The organism is Bacillus sp. FSL R5-0603, assembly GCF_038050295.1.
In the GTDB taxonomy this organism is placed as follows: Bacteria; Bacillota; Bacilli; order Bacillales; family Bacillaceae; genus Bacillus; species Bacillus subtilis.
The window spans coordinates 1,734,816-1,760,455 of the sequence record NZ_JBBOYP010000001.1; the positions used below are offsets into that span (position 1 = coordinate 1,734,816).

At 45.4% G+C, this 25,640-nt stretch carries 3 protein-coding genes; 2 read left to right on the plus strand and 1 reads right to left on the minus strand.

Features of this window, described 5'->3' with window-relative positions:
- Positions 1 to 44: 44 nt before the first annotated feature.
- Together NYE56_RS08755 and NYE56_RS08760 are read left to right on the plus strand one after the other, a co-directional pair.
- Complete coding sequence (locus tag NYE56_RS08755) at positions 45 to 16,511, plus strand: non-ribosomal peptide synthetase (RefSeq protein WP_341284389.1); 16,467 nt, start codon at positions 45 to 47, stop codon at positions 16,509 to 16,511.
- A gap of 14 nt (positions 16,512 to 16,525) precedes the next feature.
- A complete protein-coding gene (locus tag NYE56_RS08760) occupies positions 16,526 to 24,157 on the plus strand; it encodes a beta-ketoacyl synthase N-terminal-like domain-containing protein (protein ID WP_341283726.1) in 7,632 nt (2,543 codons plus the stop codon).
- Between the two features lie 44 nt (positions 24,158 to 24,201).
- Here NYE56_RS08760 and NYE56_RS08765 read toward each other — a convergent pair whose 3' ends face one another.
- Positions 24,202 to 25,419: a cytochrome P450 family protein gene (locus NYE56_RS08765; protein WP_268555183.1), complete on the minus strand. Its 1,218-nt coding sequence runs from the start codon at positions 25,417 to 25,419 to the stop codon at positions 24,202 to 24,204.
- Positions 25,420 to 25,640: the final 221 nt, after the last annotated feature.

The window sequence follows — 25,640 nt, forward strand, 5'->3', positions numbered from 1 at the left end:
CAGGAGAATTAACCATTTCTGAGGTGGAAGAACATCTTAAAGGCATGAAGCGGCAGTTGAAAAGCCCGCTTTCAGAAGGGCAAAAAGGGCTGTGGATGCTTCAAAAAATGTCTCCTGGGATGAGTGCATATAACATTCCTTTATGCTTTCGCTTCAGCAAACCAATACATGCAGAGACGTTCAAGAAAGCCCTTCTGTTTGTACAGAGACAATATCCGGTCTTAGCCAGTGTGATTCAAGAAGAGAATGGCGTTCCATTTCAATCGGTTCAGTTATCAAAGGATCTTTGTTTTGTGGAAGAGGATATATCAGCAATGAAATCAGCAGATATCTTTCCTTTTCTAAAAGAAAAAGCAAAAGAACCTTTCCAGTTGGATGCTGGTCCGTTATGGCGCACACACCTTTTTCATCGGTTAGAAGAATGCATTGTTCTTATAACAATTCACCATATCATATTTGATGGTGTGTCGATGCTGACATTGATATCGGCGCTATTCGAAGCGTATCAACAATTGCTGAATGGGATTGAGCCCTTGCAGCAGCCATTAACAGCTGATTATTACGATTTTGTCGATTGGGAAAAACGGATGCTGACTGGCAGAGAAGGGGAAGAGCATCTCGCTTACTGGAAAGAACAGTTGTCTGGGAGTCTGCCAGTTCTTGATTTGCCTGCTGACCGTCCGCGGTCTTCAGCACGAAAATTCAAGGGGCAAGCTTATAAAAGCTTGCTCCCCCATCACCTGAGAAATCAAATTAAATCGTTTGCCCGCACCAATCATGTGAATGAATCGGTTGTGTTTCTCTCCATTTACAAAGTGCTGCTGCATCATTATACAAAACAAAAGGATATCATTGTTGGCGTTCCGACAATGGGTCGGCAAGAAGACAGATTTGAAACCCTGATCGGTTATTTTATCAATATGATGGCTGTTCGGAGCAAGAATATGGGAGCTCAGCCATTAACAGCATTTATTCGGGAGCTGCAGCTGACAATGGCTGACGGTCTGGATCATGCGGCTTTTCCGTTCCCTGCATTGGTAAGAGAGCTGAATGTAGACCGCTCGGCCGCGGATTCTCCGGTTTTTCAAACAGCCTTTCTGTACCAAAACTTTTTTCAGGCAACAGGCTTGCAAAAAGTGCTCGAACCGTATCAAACGCTTGGCATCGAATATATTGAAGACATTCGGCAAGAGGGTGAATTTGAGCTGGCGCTCGAAATATATGAGCAAGAAAATGAAACAGTGCTTCATCTTCTGTACAACCCTGATTTGTACGAACTGTCCTCCATTGAAAGCATGATGGATAACTATATGAAGCTCGCGCAGCACATGATGGAGGACCCGTCTTTGCCGCTTGAAGCCTACTCTTTGCAATTAAATCAAGAACAAACTAGTTTGCTGGAACAATGGAATGCGACAGGGACAAACATCGCAAATGAAAAGTGTATACATGAGGTGTTTGAGGAAAAAGCGAAACAAACCCCCGATGCGGTTGCTGTGATGTTTGAAGACAGATCACTTACATATAAAGAAGTAGATGAAAAAAGCACATCTGTGGCAGTCTACCTTCAACATCAGGGTGTTGGACCTGAACAGCCCGTTGGCATTTGTGCAGAGCGTTCGTTTGATATGATCATCGGAATTTTAGGAATACTGAAAGCTGGCGGAGCGTATGTGCCGTTAGATCCAAGTTTTCCGCAAGAACGATTAGAGTACATGCTCAAAGACAGTCAGGCATCCATTGTCCTCACCCAACCTAACGTTCATGATAGGATCAGCGGATTAACTGGCAGCCATGTAAAAGCGATCAATATCGAGTTAGCTTGCCGAAACGGTTATACAGACCAGCAAAGCAGCGGTTTAAAGCGGGAAGTAAAACCGGAACACCTCGCTTATATTATTTATACATCGGGAAGCACTGGAGAGCCTAAAGGGGTTATGGTAGAGCATCGGAGCATTATGAATACGCTGAATTTTCTTGAATCTCACTATCCTGTAACGGCTGAGGATGCATATTTATTGAAGACGAACTATGTGTTTGATGTATCGATCTCAGAATTATTCGGATGGTTTATTGGAGGCGGCCGTCTTGTGATTCTTCCGCCTAATGGGGAGAAATCACCGCAGCTTTGCATGGATTATATTGAAACATATAAAGTGACTCACATTAATTTTGTGCCGGCCATGCTGCATGTTTTTTTAGAAATGGCGAAAGACAACAAGCGATTCACAGAGGATGGTCCGCTGAAGTATATGATGGTTGCAGGTGAAGCCTTCCCTAAAGAATTAGTGAAAAAGGCGGTATCGCTCTTTAAAAACTGCCGTGTTGAAAATATATACGGACCGACGGAAGCCTCCATTTACGCTGCGTATTTCGGATGCGGAAAAGGAGATATCGCAAGTCACCATACACCGATTGGAAAGCCTGTCTCCAACACGAAAATTTACATTGTGGACCAGCATTTAAAGCCTGTCCCGATCGGAAAGCCTGGTGAGCTTTGCATCGCTGGAGCCGGCTTAGCAAGAGGCTACTTTAAAAAGCCGGGGCTTACGGCTGAAAAATTTATTGATAATCCCTTTGAACCAGGGACGAAGCTATATAAATCGGGTGATTCAGCAAGGTGGCTTCCTGACGGCAACATAGAATACTTGGGACGGATTGACAGCCAAGTCAAAATACGCGGTTTTCGCGTCGAGCTGGGCGCAATAGAAACAAAGCTGGGTGAATTTCCGGGCATTTTAGATCAGGCGGTAGTGGTGAAGCAGCTGGAGGGCCATCAACAGCTCGCTGCTTATTATACAGAGGAAAGCGGACATGCCTCTGCCAATCCAAAAGATTTGCGCCTTCATCTAAAATCGAGTCTGCCGGAATATATGATACCTTCACACTTTATCCGCTTAGATGAGCTTCCATTATCGCCCAGCGGAAAAGTGAACCGTAAAGAATTAGAAAAACGCGAGATCGTGTTCAACAGAAGGAAACCAAATCACATGCAATTAACGGAAATAGAGGATCAGGTGCTGCGCATTTGGGAGGAAACGCTCAAGGTCAGCGGATTTGGGCCGGAAGACGGATTTTTCGATGCGGGCGGCGATTCGCTTCTGGCTGTAGCTGTGGCTGAACGAATCAAAAAAGAATTCGATTGTGAGTTTCATGTTACTGAGCTGTTTGAGTATTCCACGATCCGTGCAATCAGTGAATACATTTTGGAGATGAAAAACTCAGATCTAGCCGGGACACAAAATGAAGATGATCATGATGACAAAAAAGATGGAAAATACCCGAAACAGAAGATTCCTCCTTATTTTGACGACAGTGTTGCGATTGTGGGGATATCTTGCCAGTTCCCGGGTACGAAAAATCATCATGACTTCTGGAACCACATCAAAGAAGGCAAAGAAAGCATACGATTCTTTTCTGAAGAAGAGCTTCGCGCAAATGGAGTTCCCGAAGAATTGATACAGCATCCTGACTATGTGCCGGTGCAATCTGTGATCGAAGGGAAAGACTTATTCGATCCCGGTTTCTTTCAAATCTCGCCAAAAGATGCTGAGTATATGGACCCTCAGCTCCGCCTCTTATTGCTGCACTCGTGGAAAGCGATTGAAGATGCAGGATATGTAGCTAAGGAGATTCCGGCAACAAGTGTATATATGTCTGCAAGCAGCAATTCATATAGAACGTTATTGCCGAAGGAGACAACAGAAGGACATGAATCACCGGATGGCTATGTCTCATGGGTTTTAGCCCAAAGCGGAACCATTCCCACAATGATCTCACATAAGCTCGGATTAAAAGGGCCAAGCTATTTTGTTCATTCTAACTGTTCTTCATCACTAGTCGGTTTATATCAAGCATACAAAAGCCTGACATCGGGCGAATCACAATATGCGCTTGTCGGAGGCGCAACATTGCACGCACAATCAGCGATCGGCTACGTGCACCAAAACGGGTTGAATTTTTCAAGCGACGGGCATGTGAAGGCGTTCGATGCTTCGGCGGACGGAATGGCCGGAGGTGAAGGCGTAGCAGTCATCCTGCTGAAAAAAGCTGTGGATGCCGTAAAAGACGGAGACCATATTTATGCCATTATGCGCGGAATAGGCATCAATAATGATGGGGCAGAGAAGGCAGGATTCTATGCGCCAAGTGTAAAAGGCCAAACAGAAGTGATACAGCATGTATTGGATACAACCAAGATCCATCCTGAAACGGTCAGTTATATTGAAGCACACGGGACGGGAACGAAATTAGGCGATCCTATTGAAATGTCTGCTCTAAATAAAGTGTACAAGCAATACACCGACAAAACACAATTTTGCGGAATCGGTTCAGTGAAAACGAATATCGGCCATTTGGATACAGCTGCGGGGTTAGCCGGATGCATTAAAGTTGCGATGAGTTTATACCATAATGAACTTGCACCGACCATCAATTGTACGGAGCCGAATCCGGATATAAAGTTTGAAAGCTCTCCTTTTTATGTTGTCCGTGAACGAAAATCGTTAGAGAAACACGCAGGTGTCCATCGGGCGGCTCTGAGCTCATTCGGCCTTGGCGGAACTAACGCCCATGCAATATTTGAGCAATATGAAAACATTTCTGATGCAGGTACCGAAAACGAAGGCAATCAGCCTTACATCATTCCTATATCAGCAAAAAATAGTGAACGGCTCCAAGTATACGCGAAGGAAATGCTTGCCTATATCAGTCAAGACGAGCAAAGGCATTTCTCTTTAAGAGATATTGCATATACCTTCCAAGTCGGCCGTGAAGCAATGGATAACAGGATCGTTTTTATAGTGAACGATCTGGAAGAGTGGAAACATCAGCTGGAAGCTTTTGTGACTGGAAAGCCGCTCGCAGAAGGCTGTATTCAAGGAGAAAAAACGAGAATGACATCCGCTGAACAGCTGCTTGGAAATGCTGAAGCAGATGATATGGCTTCATCACGGATATCAAAAGAAGAATTGAGAAAAATTGCCGAGATGTGGGCAAATGGCTTTCACGTTGAATGGCGCAGGCTCTATCCAAATACAAAGCCACGCCGCATCAGCTTGCCGACATACCCTTTTGCCGAAGAACGATACTGGCCTGAAAGCAGCACCGGCGCTATCACAACAATTCAACCATCTCGTTTGCATCCTTTGGTGCACCATAATACATCGGTTCTGTCAGAGCAGCGTTTCAGCTCCATTTTCACAGGACAAGAGTATTTTATTGCCGAGCATATCATTAAAGGCATGCCGATTTTGCCGGCGGCGGTCACGCTTGAAATGGCAAGAGCCGCTATAGAACAAGGAATTGGCGGATTGGAGGATCATGAAACTGGAATCAGGCTGAAAAATGTCGTGTGGGTTCGCCCGGTTGTAGCAGGAAGTGAGCCGGTTCAGGTAAATATCGGACTTTACGATGAAGATGGCGGACACATTGCTTATCGGATGTATGGTGATCCGGAATCCGCTGATGCAGAACCAGTTGTATATAACCAAGGTAAAGCGGAATTGATTCAGTTAAAGCAAGAAAAAGCACTGGATCTTTCTAAGATCAAGAAACAATGTGATCAAAGTAAAATGGATGCTGCCTCGTTTTATGAAGGGATGATCGGCGCCGATTACGGTCCAGGTTACAAGAGTGTAGAGGCCGTATATAAAGGCGACGGCCAGCTGCTTGCCAAATTATCACTGCCGGAATCTGTTGCACATACGTTGGGCGATTATGTTCTTCATCCAAGTGTAATGGACGGGGCGTTACAAGCGGCTGAATATTTGCAAAATGTTGTCAGAGCGGAACTTTCAGACACTGAAGACTTTAAGGCAGCACTGCCATTTGCCCTGGAGGAACTTGAGGTCTTTCGTCAGTGCGTTTCTGACATGTGGGTTTATGTTCAATTCAACTCGAAAAACAAACCAGGGGATTTGATACAGAAAGTCGATATTCACCTATGCGATGAGCATGGCATGATCTGCGTGCGGCTGAAAGGATTTTCGACGAGAGTGATGGAGGCAGATATACAAACCGAACCATCAAAAATCAACACTGAAACTTTATTTCTTCAGCCCGTTTGGCAAGAACAAAAGGCTGCTGACAGCTTAGCTGCAAAAAAATATGCAGAGCATCTCGTATTCCTATGTGAATATGATCATGAGACGAGAAAACAAATTGAAGCAGCCATCGAGGATGTCCATGTATACAGCCTAGAAGCAAGGCCTTCTTCAGTAGATGGGCGTTTCCATTCTTATACAGAACAAGTGTTTAAAAAGGTACAAGAGATCATTCGTACGAAACCGAAGGACGGCATTCTCGTTCAGATCGTAACCTCTGCAGAGGGAGAACAGCAATTGTTTTCAGGGTTGACAGGACTGCTGAAAACAGCTTGTCAGGAAAATGCCAAACTAACCGGCCAAATGATTGAAGTCAGCGGTGAAGAAAGTGGAGAAAGCATCGCTGGCAAACTGTTAGAAAATCAAATGAGCGGCGATTCATATGTCAAATATCAAAACGGGACACGGTATATTGCTGATTGGCGTGAAATCAAACAGGCAAAAGGAGACGGCAGCAAACCGTGGAAAGACAATGGCGTTTATCTCATTACAGGAGGTGCCGGCGGACTAGGTCATATTTTTGCAAAGGAAATTGCGGAACAAACGAAAAATGCGACAGTCATTCTGGCGGGCCGCTCACCTCTTAGCGAAAGCAAAAGCAAAAAGCTGAAAGAGCTTCATAGCAAGGGGGCTGACATCACCTACCGGCAAACAGATGTTACCAATAAAATTGAAGTCTATCAGCTCATTGACGACATTCAAAAAAGATATGGCCGTCTGAACGGTATTCTTCATAGTGCCGGAATCATCAAGGACAGCTACCTGGTTAATAAACAGGCAAAAGATCTGCACGATGTACTGGCGCCTAAAGTAAAAGGGCTTGTTTGTCTAGACGAAGCGAGCAAGGATTTGCCTTTAGACTTCTTTGTTCTCTTTTCATCTCTTTCAGGAAGTTTAGGGAGCATTGGCCAGTCTGACTATGCGGCAGCCAATGTATTTATGGATATGTATGCAGGCTATCGAAATAGGCTTGCCGGCCTCAGCCAGCGGCATGGGAAGACGCTTTCTGTAAACTGGCCTTTATGGAGAGATGGAGGCATGCAGGTCGATCAAGAAACTGAGAAAAGGCTTGTGCAACTGGCCGGTATTGTTCCTATGAGGGCGGAAAAAGGAATTCAGGCATTATATCAAGCACTTCATTCAGAGGCAAACCAAGTAATGGTGATCGAAGGCGATGTGCAGAAAATAAAACAAAACATGCTGGCCCAAAACGCCTCCGCACCTATGGAAAAGAAGGAAGCAGAACACATGACTGAACAAATAAATAGCATTGATACAGACAGTTTGCTGGATAAAGTAAAGGCGATGTTAAAGCGAGAGATCGCCAAGCTGTTAAAGGTCAAGCTTGAAACGATTGACGATCATGCCGAGATGACGGTGTATGGTTTTGATTCTATCTCCATGACTGAATTCACCAACCATATCAATCGCGCCTATCAGTTAGAGCTGACGCCAACCGTATTTTTTGACCATCCGACGATTCATGCGTTTGGCAAGCATTTGTCAGAAGAATATCAATCGGTATTTGTGAAGACATTTGCTGTGCGCGCTGCATCGGCTCAGAATCAGCCTGCTGCGAAACAGGAACAAGCCGTGCGTGCCAAAGCTAAAAGACGCAGAAAGCAGCAAGTCATGCTGCCAAACGCCATACAGAGTGATGCTGGACCTGAGCCAATTGCCATTGTGGGCATAAGCGGGATTTTCCCTATGGCGAAAGACGTTGAGGCGTACTGGAACATCTTAAAAGAGGGCAAAGACTGCATGACGGAAATCCCGAAAGATCGCTGGGATTGGCGTGAATATGAAGGTGATCCGGCGAAGGAAGTCAATAAAACGAACGTGAAATGGGGCGGTTTTATTGACGGTATTGCAAATTTTGATCCATTATTCTTTGGCATTTCCCCGCGTGAAGCTGAACAAATGGAACCTCAGCAGCGCTTACTGCTGACTTACGCCTGGAAAGCGATCGAAGATGCAGGATATTCGGCGAAAAGGTTGTCAGACACAAAGACCGGCGTCTTCATCGGAACGGGAAATACAGGATACAGCTCTCTTCTATCTAAAGCGAACTCGGCAATAGAAGGATCGGCAGCAGCCAATACGAGCCCATCGGTCGGTCCGAACCGGGTCAGTTATTTCCTTAATCTGCACGGGCCGAGCGAACCGATTGATACAGCGTGCTCAAGTTCACTAGTGGCGATCCACCATGCCATCTCTTCAATTGAGGAAGGCACTTGTGACATGGCATTAGCCGGCGGTGTAAATACGATTATCCTTCCTGAGGTGTATATCAGCTTTGATAAGGCGGGTGCACTGAGCAAAGAAGGAAAATGCAAGACGTTTTCAAATCAAGCCGATGGTTTTGCGCATGGGGAAGGTGCCGGCATACTGTTCCTGAAAAAATTAAAAGCGGCTGAAGAAGCGGGAGACCACATTTACGGAGTCATAAAAGGCAGTGCAATCAATCACGGCGGCCGTGCAGCCTCTTTAACGACTCCCAATCCGAAGGCGCAGGCAGATGTTATTCAGTCGGCATATCAAAAAGCGGGAATCGATCCGAAAACCGTGACCTACATTGAAGCCCACGGAACCGGGACGGAGCTTGGAGACCCGGTTGAAATTAACGGTTTGAAATCAGCTTTTAAAGCATTGGGTGTAAATGAAGGAGACACATCAGCCAATCCTTACTGCGGATTAGGGTCTGTAAAGACAAACATCGGCCACTTATCGCTGGCAGCCGGTGCAGCAGGAGTTATTAAAATATTATTGCAGCTTAAGCATAAAACCTTAGTGAAAAGTCTGCATTGCGAAAACGTGAATCCATACATTCAGCTGAAAAACAGTCCGTTCTATATCGTACGGGAAACGGAAGAATGGAAAGCGCTGAAAAATGAACGGGGAGAAGAGCTTCCTCGCCGGGCAGGTGTCAGTTCATTTGGAATCGGCGGGGTAAACGCCCACGTGATTATCGAGGAATATATTCCGGAAGCATCCGATGAGAATATACCATCCATCACGCCGGAACATCCGGGTATCTTCGTTCTATCGGCTAAAAATGAAGCGCGGCTAAAAGAACATGCACAGCAGCTGGCAGATGCGCTTGATAAGCAAACATATAGTGACGTAAATCTCGCCCGAATCGCTTATACACTGCAAGCCGGACGGGATGCGATGGAAGAACGTCTCGGGATTATTTCCGGTTCCATTGAGGATGTACAGCAAAAGTTAAAAGACTTTGCAGCAGGCAAAAGCGGTGTGGAGGATGTATTTAAAGGCAGGATTGATAAAGGCACACTCCAAATGCTGACAGAGGACGAAGAGATTCAAGAAGCCGTCGAGAAATGGATGGAACGGGGAAAGTATGCAAAATTGCTTGAATTATGGGTAAAGGGGCTTGATGTAGACTGGACGAAATTGTATGGCGAGAATCTGCCAAAGCGCATCAGCTTGCCGACGTATCCTTTCGCAAAAGACCGTTATTGGATCTCTGATCATATTGAAAAAAGCGGCAGCATTGATGCAAATCAAGCAGCCTCCCGCCTTGGCGGAAACGTGCTGCATCCATTAATGCATCAAAACACATCGAATCTCTCGGAACAAAGGTTTAGCTCTATTTATACGGGAGAAGAGTTTTTCCTTGCTGATCATGTTGTGAAAGGCCAACGGATTTTGCCGGGAGTGGCTCATCTTGAATTGGCGAGGGCAGCTGTTGAGCAGGCCGCAGAGGTACAAGGTGTACCGCGCATCATGAAGCTAAAGAATGCGGTGTGGGTGCGGCCTATTGTTGTAGAGGATCAGCCGCAGCAAGTACACATTAGGCTTTTACCGGGAGAGAATGGTGAGATCTCTTATGAAATCTATGGTCATTCAGACGTTACTGGCGAACAGTCAATCGTCTACAGTCAAGGCAGCGCGGTATTGAATCCTGCTGAAAATCTGCCGGCGGTTGATTTGCAATCTCTGCGGGAGCAGTGTCAGGAAAGCCATTTCAGCGTAAACGAAGTATACGACACCTATCGAATGATTGGATTTGAATATGGTCCTGCTTATCGCGGAGTGAAAAAAATCTATACAGCTGAACAATTTGTTTTGGCAAAATTGTCATTGCATCCGTCAGCTGCAGATACGCTCAGCCAATACAAAATGCACCCTGGGCTGATGGATTCTGCTTTGCAGGCGTCAAGCATTTTGACAGGCGCCGGGGATAACCAGCTGACACTGCCTTTTGCGGTCCAGGAGCTTGAAGTCTTCGGAGCATGTTCGTCAGAAATGTGGGTCTACGCAAGATACAGCCAAGGCAGCAAGGCAACTGATAAGGTGCAAAAGCGCGATATTGATATTTTAGATGAGAGCGGCAATGTTTGCGTACGGATGAAAGGATTATCTTTCAGAGCAGCAGAAGGCGGCTCTGGATCGGCGGAATCTGATCAAACGCTGGAAACCCTGATGTTTGAAGAAAAATGGGTGCCTAAGGATTTTAAAAAAGAAAGTCCTGAGCCTCATTACGAACGGCACATTGTCATGCTTTGTGACATGAATAGCCTCTCAAAAGATCGCATTGAATCAAGATTGACAGGAGCGGAATGCATCGTTTTGGAGTCATTCCGCGAAGGACTTGCAGAGAGGTTCCAAGATTATGCCGAACAAGCGCTTGAGACGGTCCAGGGTCTTCTCAAAAGCAGACCTCAGGGCAATGTTCTGATCCAGCTGCTTACCTCTGCACAAAGAAAGCAGTACTCATTCTCAGGGCTATCGGCGCTCCTTAAAACCGCCGGCCTGGAGAATAAAAAACTAATCGGCCAGACGATTGAAATCGATTCACATGAAAATGTTGAAAGTGTAATAGAAAAACTGAAAGAGAATAAAAGGCACACAGAAGATCAGCACATCAAATATGAAAAAGGCAAACGGTACATCAATGATCTGGATAAAATGCAAATAGATGATCGGGAAATAAGCATGCCGTGGAGAGATAAAGGTGTATACCTCATCACGGGCGGCGCAGGAGGACTTGGGTTTATTTTTGCAAAAGAGATTGCTCGTCAAGCCGAACAGCCTGTGCTCATTTTGACAGGCAGATCCGCGTTGAATGCGGATCAGCAGGCGGAGCTTAACGAACTTCAGCAATTAGGGGCTCGCGCAGAATACAGGCAGATTGACGTGACACAAACGGAAGCAGCCTCCGAGCTTATCACAAGCATTACGTCTGATTACGGAGACTTGAATGGTGTCATTCACAGCGCTGGGCTGATTAAAGATAACTATCTTATGAGCAAAACCAATGAAGAGCTGACACAAGTTCTCGCTCCTAAGGTGAAAGGGCTTGTGAATGTGGATGAGGCAACCGAGCATCTTGCGTTAGATTTCTTTATCCTCTTTTCTTCAATATCAAGTGTTGCCGGCAGCACGGGACAGGCCGATTATGCAATGGCTAATGCATTTATGGACAGTTATGCTGCTTATCGAAATGCGCTTGTAACCGCCATGTACAGGCACGGACAAACGTTGTCAATCAATTGGCCGCTCTGGAAAGAAGGCGGCATGCGCGCGAATAAAGAAATTGAAAACATGACGTTGAAAAACACAGGTGTGACTCCAATGCGGACCGAGACCGGAATTCAAGCGCTGTATAAAGGTTTGGCATTTGGCAAAGATCAAGTCATCGTCATGGAAGGAATCAAAGACATGATGAGGGAAAAGCTGACTCAAAAGCCGTCTTCTGATGATGTACCAATGAAAACAGTTCAAGTACCGGTGACATCTGAAGCGAGAATGGATCAAGGGAATATGTTTGACCACATTCAAGAAGTTTTAAAGCAAACAATCTCTCAATTGCTCAAAATCAAACCTGAAGAGATTGACCCGGACATGGAGTTTAATCAATATGGATTTGATTCGATTACGTTAACTGAATTCGCAAATACACTGAATGAGAAGTACAAGCTGGATCTTACGCCTACGATCTTCTTTGAGCACGCAACTGTTTATGCATTTGCAGGGTATCTGTCAGAAGAATATCCAAATGCTTTTACAGCTCAAACGCCTGCCAAAGCTGGGGTGCTGATGCAGCCTGTCGAACAGAATATAAAAAATATGACGTTTTCGACTGAAAACCGCTTTGTAAAACCTTCGGTAACACCAATGCAAAAGGAAGCTGATCACAAACCTGAGCCTATTGCGATTGTGGGGATGAGCGGCGTTTTCCCAAAGGCAAAAGACGTTGAGGAATATTGGAAGAACCTGTCTTCGGGCACAGATTGTATTACAGAGGTTCCAAAAGACCGCTGGGATTGGCAGGAGTATTACGGAGACCCTCTGAAAGAAGCGAATAAAACAAACGTCAAATGGGGCGGTTTTATTGATGAAGTAGCTGAGTTTGATCCATTGTTCTTCGGCATATCTCCGCTGGAGGCTGAGCAGATGGAGCCTCAGCAGCGCCTGTTAATGACCTATGCGTGGAAGGCGGTAGAAGAAGCGGGACACTCAGCGAGAAGCCTGGCAGGAACCAAAACGGGCATCTTCATCGGGACAGGAAACACAGGGTACAGTTCACTTCTGTCAAATGTAGACATCGAAGGCTCAGCGGCTGCGAATATGAGTCCTTCTGCAGGACCGAATAGAGTCAGTTATTTCCTGAACATTCATGGACCGAGTGAACCGATCGACACTGCGTGCTCAAGCTCTTTGGTCGCCATTCATCATGCGGTTTGCGCCATTGAAAATGGAAACTGTGAAATGGCGATTGCGGGAGGGGTCAACACGGTCGTAACTCCGCAAGGCCATATCGCCTATGATAAGGCCGGGGCGCTGAGCAAAGAAGGAAGATGCAAAACATTTTCTGACAAAGCCGATGGATTCGCAGTCAGTGAAGGTGCCGGCATTCTCTTTCTGAAAAAGCTGACAGCGGCTGAACGAGACGGTGATCATATTTACGGTGTCATTAAAGGAAGTGCGGTAAACCACGGTGGCCGCGCAAATTCTCTAACGACTCCTAATCCGAAAGCTCAGGCGGATGTCGTAAAAACAGCATATGAAAAAGCGGGAATTGATCCAAGAACCGTAACTTATATTGAAGCGCATGGGACTGGAACCGAGCTGGGCGATCCAGTAGAAATCAACGGCTTAAAAGCGGCATTTAAAGAGCTGTATGAAAAAACGGGGGACCCGGCTGTTCATGGCAGCCATTGCGGACTTGGATCAGCGAAAACAAACATCGGTCACTTATCGCTGGCGGCCGGTGTGGCGGGTGTCATTAAAGTGTTATTGCAGCTCAAGCATAAAACGCTTGTCAAAAGTCTGTACAGTGAAACTGTTAATCCGTATATCAGACTGGATGACAGCCCGTTTTATATTGTGCAGGAATCGAGAGAGTGGCAGGCGCTTCGGGATGAAGCCGGCCGAGAGCTGCCGCGCCGCGCAGGCATCAGTTCGTTCGGGATAGGCGGCGTCAATGCCCACGTGGTTATTGAGGAATATATTCCGAAAGAAACAACCCATCCTGCAACAGCACCAGCTGTGACAGCACAGAACCCGGGCATCTTTATTTTGTCGGCAAAGGATGAAGATCGTCTGAAAGACCAAGCCCGGCAATTAGCAGACTTTATCAGCAAGCGATCTATCACTGCTCGTGACCTCACTGATATTGCTTATACACTCCAAGAGGGGCGTGATGCAATGGAGGAGAGATTAGGGATCATCGCTGTCTCGACTGGGGACTTGCTGGAAAAACTGAACCTCTTTATAGAAGGGGGCACCAATGCGAAGTACATGTACAGAGGCAGAGCAGAAAAAAGTATCGCACAAACATTGAGATCAGATGACGAAGTACAGAAAACGCTCAACAATAGCTGGGAGCCTCACATATATGAAAGACTGCTTGATTTATGGGTAAAAGGCATGGAAATAGGCTGGAGTAAACTGTATGACGGCAAACAGCCGAAACGCATCAGCCTCCCTACCTATCCATTTGCGAAAGAACGCTACTGGATAACGGATACAAAAGAGGAGGCAGCCGCCCATCAAACAGCTTTAAAAACAGTCGAATCAGCAGCTTTGCATCCATTGATACAGGTCAACACATCTGATTTGTCAGAGCAGCGTTTCAGCTCGACCTTTACAGGTGCTGAGTTCTTTTTCGCCGATCATAAGGTGAAGGGAAAACCGGTTATGCCGGGCGTGGCATATCTTGAGATGGTTCATGCTGCCGTTACAAGAGCAGTGAGAAGAACCGAAGATCAACAATCTGTTATTCACATCAAAAATGTTGTGTGGGTGCAGCCGATTGTGGCGGACCGCCAGCCTGTTCAAGTGGATATCAGTCTAAATCCCCAGCAGGACGGCGAGATTGCTTTTAACGTCTATACAGAGGCTGCACACAATGATCGAAAGATACATTGTCAAGGCAGTGCTTCAATCCGCGGGGCAGGAGACATTCCAGTCCAGGATATCAGCGTGCTTCAAGACCAATGCAGTTTAAGCACACTCTCACACGACCAATGTTATGAATTGTTTAAGGCGATCGGCATTGACTACGGACCTGGTTTTCAAGGGATAGATCGGCTTTACATCGGCCGCAATCAAGCCTTGGCAGAGCTTTCTCTGCCTGCTGGTGTAACTCACACACTGAATGAATTCGTTCTTCATCCAAGTATGGCCGACTCTGCTTTACAAGCGTCGATCGGGCTAAAGCTGAATTCCGGTGACGAGCAGCTTTCTCTGCCTTTTGCGCTGCAAGAGCTAGAAATATTCAGCCCGTGTACAAACAAAATGTGGGTGTCTGTGACATCTCGTCCTAATGAGGACAAAATACAGAGACTGGATATTGATTTGTGTGATGAACAAGGCCGAGTGTGTGTAAGAATCAAGGGGATTACCTCAAGGCTGCTGGAAGAAGGCATACAACCGCCAGACGGGCCGACATCACTAGGAAACTCCCAAGCAACTCTTAACGGAGCGCTTCTTATGGCGCCGATATGGGATCGAGTGCAGCTGGAGAAGAGGAGCATTTCGCCTGCTGATGAGCGTGTTGTCATCCTCGGAGGGGATGACAACAGCAGAAAAGCTGTTCAAAGGGAGTTCCCGTTTGCCAAGGAGCTGTACATTGAGCCGAACGCATCAATTCATAGAATTGCAGGCCAGCTTGAAGCACTCGGATCGTTTGACCACATCGTGTGGATGTCTCCTTCTCGTGTGACAGAGTGCGAAGTCGGCGATGAAATGATTGAAGCCCAAGATCAAGGCGTCATTCAAATGTATAGGCTCATTAAGGCAATGCTTTCTTTAGGCTATGGACAGAAGGAGATAAGCTGGACGGTCGTGACGGTGAACACACAATATGTTGATCAGCATGATATTGTCGACCCGGTAGATGCCGGGGTACACGGCCTGATCGGTTCAATGTCAAAAGAATATCCAAATTGGCAGACAAAGCTGATCGATGTTAAAAAATACGAAGACCTGCCGTTATCTCAACTCCTTTCCTTGCCTGCCGATCAAGAAGGGAATACGTGGGCCTATCGAGACAAGGTCTGGCATAAGCTTCGTTTGATTCCAGTACACAACAATCAACCGGTGCACACGAAGTATAAGCACGGAGGTGTTTATGTTGTCATAGGCGGAGCTGGCGGTATTGGTGAGGCGTGGAGTGAATATATGATCAGAACATATCAGGCGCAGATCGTTTGGATTGGCAGAAGGAAAAAGGATGCAGCCATTCAAAGCAAGCTGGACAGACTTGCACGTCTAGGGCCAGCCCCGTATTACATTCAAGCAGATGCGGCTAACCGAGAGGAATTAGAACGCGCGTATGAAACAATGAAACAAACGCATCGTGAAATCAACGGCATCATCCATTCTGCGATTGTCTTACAAGACCGAAGCCTGATGAATATGAGTGAGGAATGTTTCAGAAACGTTCTTGCTGCAAAGGTTGATGTAAGCGTGCGAATGGCCCAAGTTTTCCGGCATGAACCACTGGATTTTGTTTTGTTTTTCTCTTCCGTACAATCGTTTGCAAGAGCTTCCGGACAAAGCAATTACGCTGCGGGCTGCAGTTTTAAGGATGCTTTTGCACAGCGGCTGTCTCAAGTATGGCCTTGTACAGTAGCCGTGATGAATTGGAGTTATTGGGGAAGCATTGGTGTTGTTTCATCACCGGATTACCAGAAGAGAATGGCTCAGGCAGGCATAGGCTCAATTGAAGCCCCTGAAGCAATGGAAGCTTTGGAATTGCTGCTCGGGGGACCGCTGAAGCAGCTAGTAATGATGAAAATGGCAAACGAAACGAATGATGAAGCGGAACAGGCAGAAGAAACGATTGAAGTGTACCCGGAAACTCACGGCTCCGCCATTCAAAAGCTGCGAAGCTATCACCCGGGTGACAGCACAAAGATTCAACAACTGTTATAGGAGGGGAAGCGCCAATGCTGAACACAGAAGACATTCTCTGTAAAATGCTTTTCGCACAATTACAGTCCATAGGGTTTTTCACAGAAAGTAAATCCCAGCCGGTATTGGAGAATTTCTATGGCAGATGGTTCGAAGAAAGCCAATCAATTTTAGAACGGCAGCAATTTCTCAAGCGAACGGAGAACGGATATGTTCCAACACGCTCAATAGGCACCATGAGCGAGCTGTGGAAAGAATGGAATGAACAAAAATCTGACCTGCTTCAAGACAATAATATGAAAGCCATGGTGACATTGGTGGAGACAGCACTTAAAGCCTTGCCGGAGATTCTGACCGGCAAGGCGTCAGCCACCGATATCCTGTTTCCGAATTCATCTATGGATTTAGTAGAAGGGGTCTATAAAAACAATCAAGTCGCAGACTATTTTAATGATGTTCTTGCAGATACGTTAACAGCCTATCTGCAAGAACGTCTGAAGCAAGAGCCTGAGGCGAAGATTCGAATATTAGAAATCGGAGCCGGAACCGGCGGGACAAGCGCGGCTGTTTTTCAAAAATTGAAAGCCTGGCAGACGCATATAAAAGAATATTGCTATACAGATCTGTCTAAAGCATTTTTAATCCATGCAGAAAATAAGTACGGCCCTGACAATCCATATTTGACATATAAACGATTTAATGTCGAGGAGCCGGCGTCTGAACAGCATATTGATGCGGGAGGCTACGACGCGGTCATCGCGGCAAATGTGCTTCATGCCACAAAAAATATCCGGCAGACATTGCGAAATGCAAAAGCAGTTTTGAAAAAGAACGGGCTGCTCCTTTTAAATGAAATAAGTGATCATAATATATATTCGCATTTGACGTTCGGCCTTTTAGAGGGCTGGTGGCTGTATGAGGACCCTGATCTCCGCATATCGGGCTGTCCGGGCCTGTATCCAGACACTTGGAAAATGGTGCTTGAGAGTGAGGGATTTCGCTATGTTTCCTTTATGGCTGAACAATCGCATCAGCTCGGCCAGCAGATCATTGCCGCTGAAAGTAACGGAGTCGTCCGTCAAAAGAAGAGAACGGAGGCAGAAGAAGATCCAAGCCATATACAAATGAATGCTGAAATCGATCATTCACAGGGAAGCGATTCTCTCATCGAACAAACGGCACAATTTGTGAAGCATACGCTGGCAAAATCAATCAAACTATCACCAGAACGTATTCACGAAGATACGACATTTGAGAAGTATGGAATTGATTCGATTTTGCAGGTGAATTTCATTCGTGAATTAGAAAAAGTGACGGGAGAGCTTCCAAAAACCATTTTATTTGAACATAACAACACAAAAGAACTCGTCGAATATTTAGTAAAGGGGCATGAAAATAAGCTCCGGACAGCATTGTTAAAGGAAAAAACGAAGCCTGCAAAAAATGAAGCTCCACTTCAAACAGAGCGTACAGATCCTAATAAGCCATTTACTTTTCATACACGCCGCTTTGTTACAGAGCAGGAAGTCACTGAAACTCAGCTAGCAAATACCGAACCACCAAAAAAAGAAAAGACAAGCAATTTGCAAAGAACACATTTTAATGATTCTAGTACAGAAGATATCGCAATAATCGGGGTAAGCGGGCGCTATCCGATGTCTAACAGTTTAGAAGAGCTTTGGGGGCATTTAATCGCCGGAGACAATTGTATTACAGAGGCACCGGAATCCAGATGGCGCACATCTTTATTGAAAACATTATCAAAAGATCCAAAAAAGCCGGCAAATAAGAAACGCTATGGCGGATTTTTACAAGATATAGAGGCATTTGACCATCAGCTTTTTGAGGTGGAGCAAAACCGGGTGATGGAAATGACACCGGAACTCCGTTTATGTTTAGAAACCGTCTGGGAAACGTTTGAGGACGGCGGCTATACGCGAACCCGGCTGGATAAATTGCGGGATGATGACGGAGTAGGTGTTTTTATAGGGAATATGTATAACCAGTATTTTTGGAATATCCCATCTTTAGAGCAGGCAGTCCTCAGCTCAAATGGGGGAGACTGGCACATTGCAAATCGCGTTTCCCACTTTTTTAACCTGACCGGACCGAGTATCGCTGTCAGCTCAGCATGCTCTAGTTCATTAAACGCCATACATCTTGCGTGTGAAAGCCTGAAATTGAAAAACTGCTCAATGGCGATTGCTGGGGGTGTCAATTTAACACTCGATCTCTCTAAATATGATTCTTTGGAGCGTGCCAATCTGCTGGGAAGCGGCAATCAAAGCAAAAGTTTTGGCACAGGAAACGGGCTTATTCCCGGGGAAGGCATTGGAGCTGTCCTGTTAAAACCGCTTTCGAAGGCAATGGAAGATCAGGATCATATTTACGCTGTGATCAAAAGCAGTTTTGCCAACCATAGCGGCGGAAGACAGATGTATACAGCTCCGGACCCGAAGCAGCAAGCAAAGTTAATTGTCAAGTCGATTCAGCAGTCGGGCATTGATCCAGAGACTATCGGCTATATTGAATCGGCGGCAAATGGTTCGGCGCTGGGCGATCCTATTGAAGTAATTGCCTTAACAAACGCGTTTCAACAATATACAAACAAGAAACAGTTTTGTGCGATAGGCTCTGTCAAATCCAATCTGGGGCATTTAGAGGCGGCTTCCGGTATTTCTCAGCTGACAAAAGTGCTGCTGCAGATGAAGAAAGGGACGCTGGTGCCGACAATTAACGCGATGCCTGTCAACCCAAATATTAAGCTGGAGCACACGGCTTTCTATCTTCAGGAACAAACAGAGCCATGGCATCGCTTGAATGATCCCGAAACTGGAAAACAATTGCCTCGCAGAAGCATGATCAATTCCTTCGGAGCGGGGGGAGCCTATGCCAATCTTATTATAGAAGAATATATGGAGACGGCCCCTGAGAAAGAACATATCGCTCTCCGCCAGCAGGAATTCACTGCCGTTTTTTCAGCCAAAACAAAATGGAGCCTGCTTAGCTATCTAGAAAATATGCAATTGTTTTTAGAGAAGGAAGCTTCTCTGGATATTGAACCCGTTGTACAGGCTTTACACAGAATAAACCACAATTTAGAGCATAGGGCTGCATTTACAGTGACATCGACTCAAGAGCTGATCGAAAAACTAAAGGTGTTCCGAACATCAAGAGAAAGCTCGCTCCAGCAAGGCATCTATACATCATTCGATTTACAGCCATGTGCGGAATCAGCATCTAGGGATAGAGAAATAAACGCAGCAGAGCAATGGGCACAAGGAGCATCGATTGCTTTTAAAGAAGCTGATATAGGGAACCGATCAGGCTGGGTTCATCTGCCTCACTATGCATTTGACCATAATACACCATTTCATTTCGATGTATCGTCTATCAATGAGAAATCGTCAGATGTTGAAGACAATATCAATCAGCCGGTCATTCAAGATCAATTCACTTATGATGAGCCTTACGTTCAAGGACACGTCTTCAACAATGAACGGGTGCTTGTCGGTGCCACATATGGCAGTCTGGCCATTGAAGCATTTTTTAACCTGTTCCCTGAGGAAAACAGCGGCCGTATCAGCAAATTAAGTTATATCAGTCCAATTGTCATCAAACAAGGCGAGACCATTGAACTTCAGGCAAAGCCGCTGCAAAAAGATCAAGTCATAGAACTGCAAATCATGTATCGCGAGCCGTCCTCTGGTTTGTGGAAGCCTGCCGCAATCGGACAATGCGGAATCGGTTCTTTTGAGCCCAAAAAAGTCAATATTGAGAACGTTAAGCATTCATTAACTAAGCTTCATCACATCGAGCAGATGTATAAAACCGGAAACGGTCCTGAATGGGGAGAGTTATTTAAGACAATTACTCATCTCTACAGAGATCACAAGTCTATACTGGCAAAAATTCGCCTGCCCCAAAGCGGGCCGGCAAACGGGCACCATTACATTGTAAGCCCATTGATGACAAACAGCGCGTACTTGGCTATCCTCAGTTTCTTAGAGCAGTTTGACATGACAGGCGGCTTCCTGCCGTTTGGAATCAATGATATCCAGTTTACAAAGCAAACGATAAAAGGGGATTGCTGGCTTTTGATTACATTGGTTAAGAATACAGGTGACATGCTGCTGTTTGATGTAGATGTGATCAATGAGTCGTCAGAAACAGTGCTGCACTACTCGGGCTACTCGCTTAAACAGCTTCGTATTTCGAATCAAAGAGGAAATCAAAATAAGGCCATCAAAGCCAGCAATCTGAAAGATCGTATCAGAAGCTATGTAACAGATAAACTGGCAGTAAACATGGCCGATCCGTCAAAATTGTCTCTTGCAAAAGCGCATATCATGGATTTTGGAATCGATTCTTCTCAATTGGTTGCACTGACAAGGGAGATGGAAGCAGAGACAAAGATCGAATTAAATCCGACTCTGTTTTTTGAATATCCGACTATTCAAGAGCTAATCGACTTTTTTGCGGACAAACATGAAGCATCTTTTGCTCAGCTGTTTGGTGAAGCTCATCAGCAGGAAGAACGCCCAGCTCAAATCGAAAACCAAATGAAACAGATTCCGGCATACGAGACGAACACGGATAAAACAATCGAACACGCGGCAGACGGCATAGCCATTATCGGCATGTCGGGACAGTTTCCGAAAGCAAACAGCGTAACGGAATTTTGGGATAACCTTATCCAAGGAAAGATCTGTGTCTCTGAAGTGCCGAAAGAACGCTGGGACTGGCGCAAATATGCCGCAGCCGATAAGGAAGGGCAATCAAGCCTTCAATGGGGCGGTTTTATAGAAGGAATAGGTGAGTTTGATCCCCTGTTTTTTGGCATATCGCCTAAAGAAGCGGCGAATATGGACCCACAGGAGTTTCTGCTCTTGATACATGCATGGAAGGCGATGGAAGATGCAGGCTTAACAGGGCAGGTTGTATCCAGCCGCCCGACAGGAGTATTTGTCTCAGCCGGCAATACGGATACAGCTGTGGTTCCTTCCCTAATTCCAAACCGTATATCCTATGCACTTGATGTAAAAGGGCCAAGTGAATATTATGAAGCTGCCTGTTCCTCAGCTCTAGTGGCTTTGCACAGAGCTATACAATCCATTCGAAACGGCGAATGTGAGCAAGCCATTGTCGGGGCTGTGAATTTGCTGCTTTCACCAAAAGGCTTTATTGGCTTCGACTCAATGGGCTATTTGAGTGAGAAAGGACAGGCCAAATCCTTTCAAGCAGATGCAAATGGCTTTGTCAGAAGTGAAGGAGCAGGAGTTCTCATCATTAAACCATTGCAAAAAGCCATTGAAGATTCTGATCATATTTATTCGGTTATTAAAGGTTCAGGTGTATCGCATGGCGGCAGGGGAATGTCACTTCACGCGCCAAATCCGGCCGGCATGAAGGATGCAATCCTGAAGGCTTATCAAGGAGCGCAAATTGATCCTAAAACGGTGACCTATATAGAAGCGCATGGAATCGCCTCTCCATTGGCAGACGCGATAGAAATAGAGGCGTTAAAGTCAGGCTGCAGTCAGCTCGAATTGGAACTTCCACAGGAAGTACGGGAGGAAGCGCCATGTTATATCAGCAGCTTAAAGCCGAGCATCGGACACGGTGAACTCGTCTCAGGCATGGCTGCTCTTATGAAGGTCAGCATGGCGATGAAGCATCAAACAATACCAGGCATAACCGGATTTTCGTCTTTGAATGACCAGGTGTCAATAAAGGGCACCCGTTTCCGAGTGACTGCCGAGAATCAGCAATGGGGGGATTTAAGTGACGATGCAGGCAAAAAAATTCCGCGCAGAGCGAGTATCAACAGCTATAGCTTTGGAGGCGTAAATGCGCACGTCATTTTAGAAGAATATATTCCTTTACCAAAACCACCGGTTAGTATGAGTGAGAATGGTGCCCACATTGTGGTTCTTTCTGCAAAGAATCAAGACAGGCTAAAAGCAATTGTTCAACAGCAGCTTGACTATGTGAATAAACAACAAGCACTGTCATTACAAGATTATGCTTATACACTCCAAACCGGCCGAGAGGAAATGGAAGACCGCCTGGCGCTCGTCGTCCGCAGTAAAGAAGAACTGGTAATCGGCTTGCAAGCCTGCTTAGCAGAAAAAGGCGATAAGCCGAAGAGTTCTGTACCTGTCTTTAGCGGAAATGCAGAAAATGGCTCGTCAGATCTCGGAGCCTTGCTGGATGGTCCTTTAAGAGAAATGGTGATCGAGACTTTGTTGTCTGAAAACAACCTTGAAAAGATCGCGTTTTGCTGGACAAAAGGGGTGCAAATCCCATGGGAGAAGCTTTATCAAGGAAAAGGTGCCCGCAGAATATCGTTGCCAACCTATCCATTTGAAAAGAGAAGCTGCTGGAACGGCTTTCAAGCAGTAGAGAATACGCCTTCTGTTTCACAGGATGAGCGTATCAACAACAGCAGCGATCATCACATATTAGCAAATGTACTAGGGATGGCTCCGGATGAACTGCAGCCTCATAAGCCATTGCAGCAGTATGGATTTGATTCAATTTCTTGCATACAGTTATTACAGCAATTGCAATCAAAGGTGGACCCTCTCATTGCCTTGACGGAGCTTCAAGCATGCCATACTGTTCAGGACATGTTGGACTTGATCGCAAAGAAACAGGAGGATACATCCTTACAAAATGATCAAGCTCGCACGTTTCCGGAATTGATACCGTTAAATGACGGCAAGCGGGGGCGCCCTGTCTTTTGGTTCCATGGCGGAGTAGGAGGAGTTGAAATCTATCAGCAATTTGCACAAAAGAGCCAGCGCCCTTTTTACGGCATTCAAGCCAGAGGATTCATGACTGATTATGCTCCTTTGCACGGAATTGAACAAATGGCTTCCTATTATATAGAGATCATTCGATCCATACAGCCTGAAGGTCCTTATGATGTAGGCGGATATTCCTTAGGCGGGATGATTGCATATGAAGTCACTCGCCAACTGCAAAGCCAAGGCCTTGCTGTCAAAAGCATGGTGATGATTGACTCCCCATATCGTTCTGAGACAAAAGAGAATGAGGCATCTATGAAAACGCCAATGCTGCAAACAATTAATACGATGCTGGCATCGATTGCGAAACGGGAAAAGCTTACGGATGTTCTCATCAGCCGTGAAGAGGTGGACATAAGCTTAGAGGATGAGGAATTCCTGTCTGAGTTGATTGACTTGGCAAAAGAACGAGGGCTAAACAAACCAAATAAGCAAATACGTGCGCAGGCTCAGCAAATGATGAAAACACAGCGCGCCTATGATTTGGAGTCGTACACTGTTAAGCCTCTCCCTGATCCTGAGACGGTAAAATGTTATTATTTCCTCAACAAAAGCAGGTCTTTCTTTGGTGATTTAGACACTTATTTCACTTTATCAAATGAAAAAGAACCGTTTGATCAAACTGCCTATTGGGTGGAATGGAAGCGGCAAATTCCCCATTTCCACCTGTTGGATGTCGATTCAAGCAACCACTTCATGATATTAACCGAACCGAAAGCGTCAACAGCCATGTTAGAATTTTGTGAAAAGCTTTATTCGAACAGGGGAGTAGTGAATGCGAATTTCCTTAAGGCTTTCCGGAAGAAACATGAAGCGAGGAAAGAAAAAGAAACAGATGAATTGGTGAAGCGCTGAGAAAACACAAACGCCCCCTCTTTTAAAAGGGGGCGTTTTGAATGTTATTTTGAAAGTGAAACAGGGAGACTTTCTAATCCTCTTAAAAAGACATTTTTTCTCCATTGAATATCATCAGGTGCAACCGCAAGTTCAATATCAGGAAATCTCTTCAGAAGTGCATTAAATGCAATGTGGCCTTCCAGCCTGGCAAGAGGCGCTCCTAAGCAGAAATGAATGCCAAAACCGAAAGAAATATGTCTGTTAGGCGACCGATTTATATTTAATATTTCGGGGTTCTCAAAAAAATTCGGGTCGCGATTGGCAGATCCGATCCCTATAAAAATCATGTCTCCTCTTTTGATCGAATGCCCCTTATATGTAAAGTCTTCGATGGCCCACCGATTTGCCATCATAACGACAGGTGAGGTGTATCGCAGCAATTCTTCAACCGCTGTAGCGATCATTTCAGGATGCTGCTTGAGCTTCTCACATTCCTTCTTGTGCTGCAGCAATGCGAGGGTGCCTGAGCCGAGTAAGTTAACAGTTGTTTCAAGGCCGGCTACAACGAGCAAGAACAGCATCGAATAGAGCTCTTTTTCGCTTAACTTGCTGCCGTTTTCCTCAGCATGCACAAGTTTGCTGATTAAATCGTCTTTTGGCTTTATTCTTCTGTCATGGATCAGCTTGGCGATATAATCTTTAAATTCACGAAGGGCCTGATTTGTCAGCTCTCTATTACCTTCAGAGGTATCAACCATCGCATTGGTCCAGATTTGAAACTGTGACCGATCTTCTTTTGGGATTCCCATCAATTCAGATATAACAATAAAAGGCAAAGGGGAAGCGAAGGATTTCATGATATCCGCTTTATTTTCTTTTTTCATTTCATCTAAAAGCTGGTCAGCAATTTGTTCAATGCTGCCGCGCAGATTTTCAATGGTTCGGGGAGTAAATGCTTGATGAACAAGTGATCGCAGGCGGGTATGGTCAGGTGTGTCTTTTGCCAGCATATGATCGGATACAAAATCGATATCTTCACTAACGTTGAGCATTTTGATTTGTTCTTGGTTCATCACATTTTTTACGTCTCTTGTAATTCGATTGTCTTTTAAAAAGGCCATACAATCATCGTATCGGGTAATTAACCAGGCCGGATATGTGGCTCCGAACCGTTTTAATTCAAATCGGTGAATGGGCTCTTCCTCTCTAAATCGTCCTAAAACTGAAAAAGGATTGTGATGAAACTCTTTACCATGCGGATGAAACATCAATTTTTCCATTTGCATTCTCCTCGCCTAATAGGGTAAATAGATGAATCAAATTGCTGAATTAGTTTACAAAAAACAGAATTGTTTGAAATGTAATCCTGTCTCTAAAACTATATATCTATTTTAGGAGTCATTCAATAGGGTGAAGAACGAAAAAAGTGAAAAAACGGCTCGATATAAAGCAGCGCCTTTGAACGAAAGCTCAAAGGCGCTACGCTGTATTATTTTGATGA

Bases quoted from the DNA above. Each gene is read 5' to 3' on its own strand.
- NYE56_RS08755 (WP_341284389.1), top strand. From the start codon at position 45: ATGAAGCGGCAGTTGAAAAGCCCGCTTTCAGAAGGGCAAAAAGGGCTG.
- NYE56_RS08760 (WP_341283726.1), top strand. From the start codon at position 16,526: ATGCTGAACACAGAAGACATTCTCTGTAAAATGCTTTTCGCACAATTA.
- NYE56_RS08765 (WP_268555183.1), bottom strand. From the start codon at position 25,419: ATGGAAAAATTGATGTTTCATCCGCATGGTAAAGAGTTTCATCACAAT.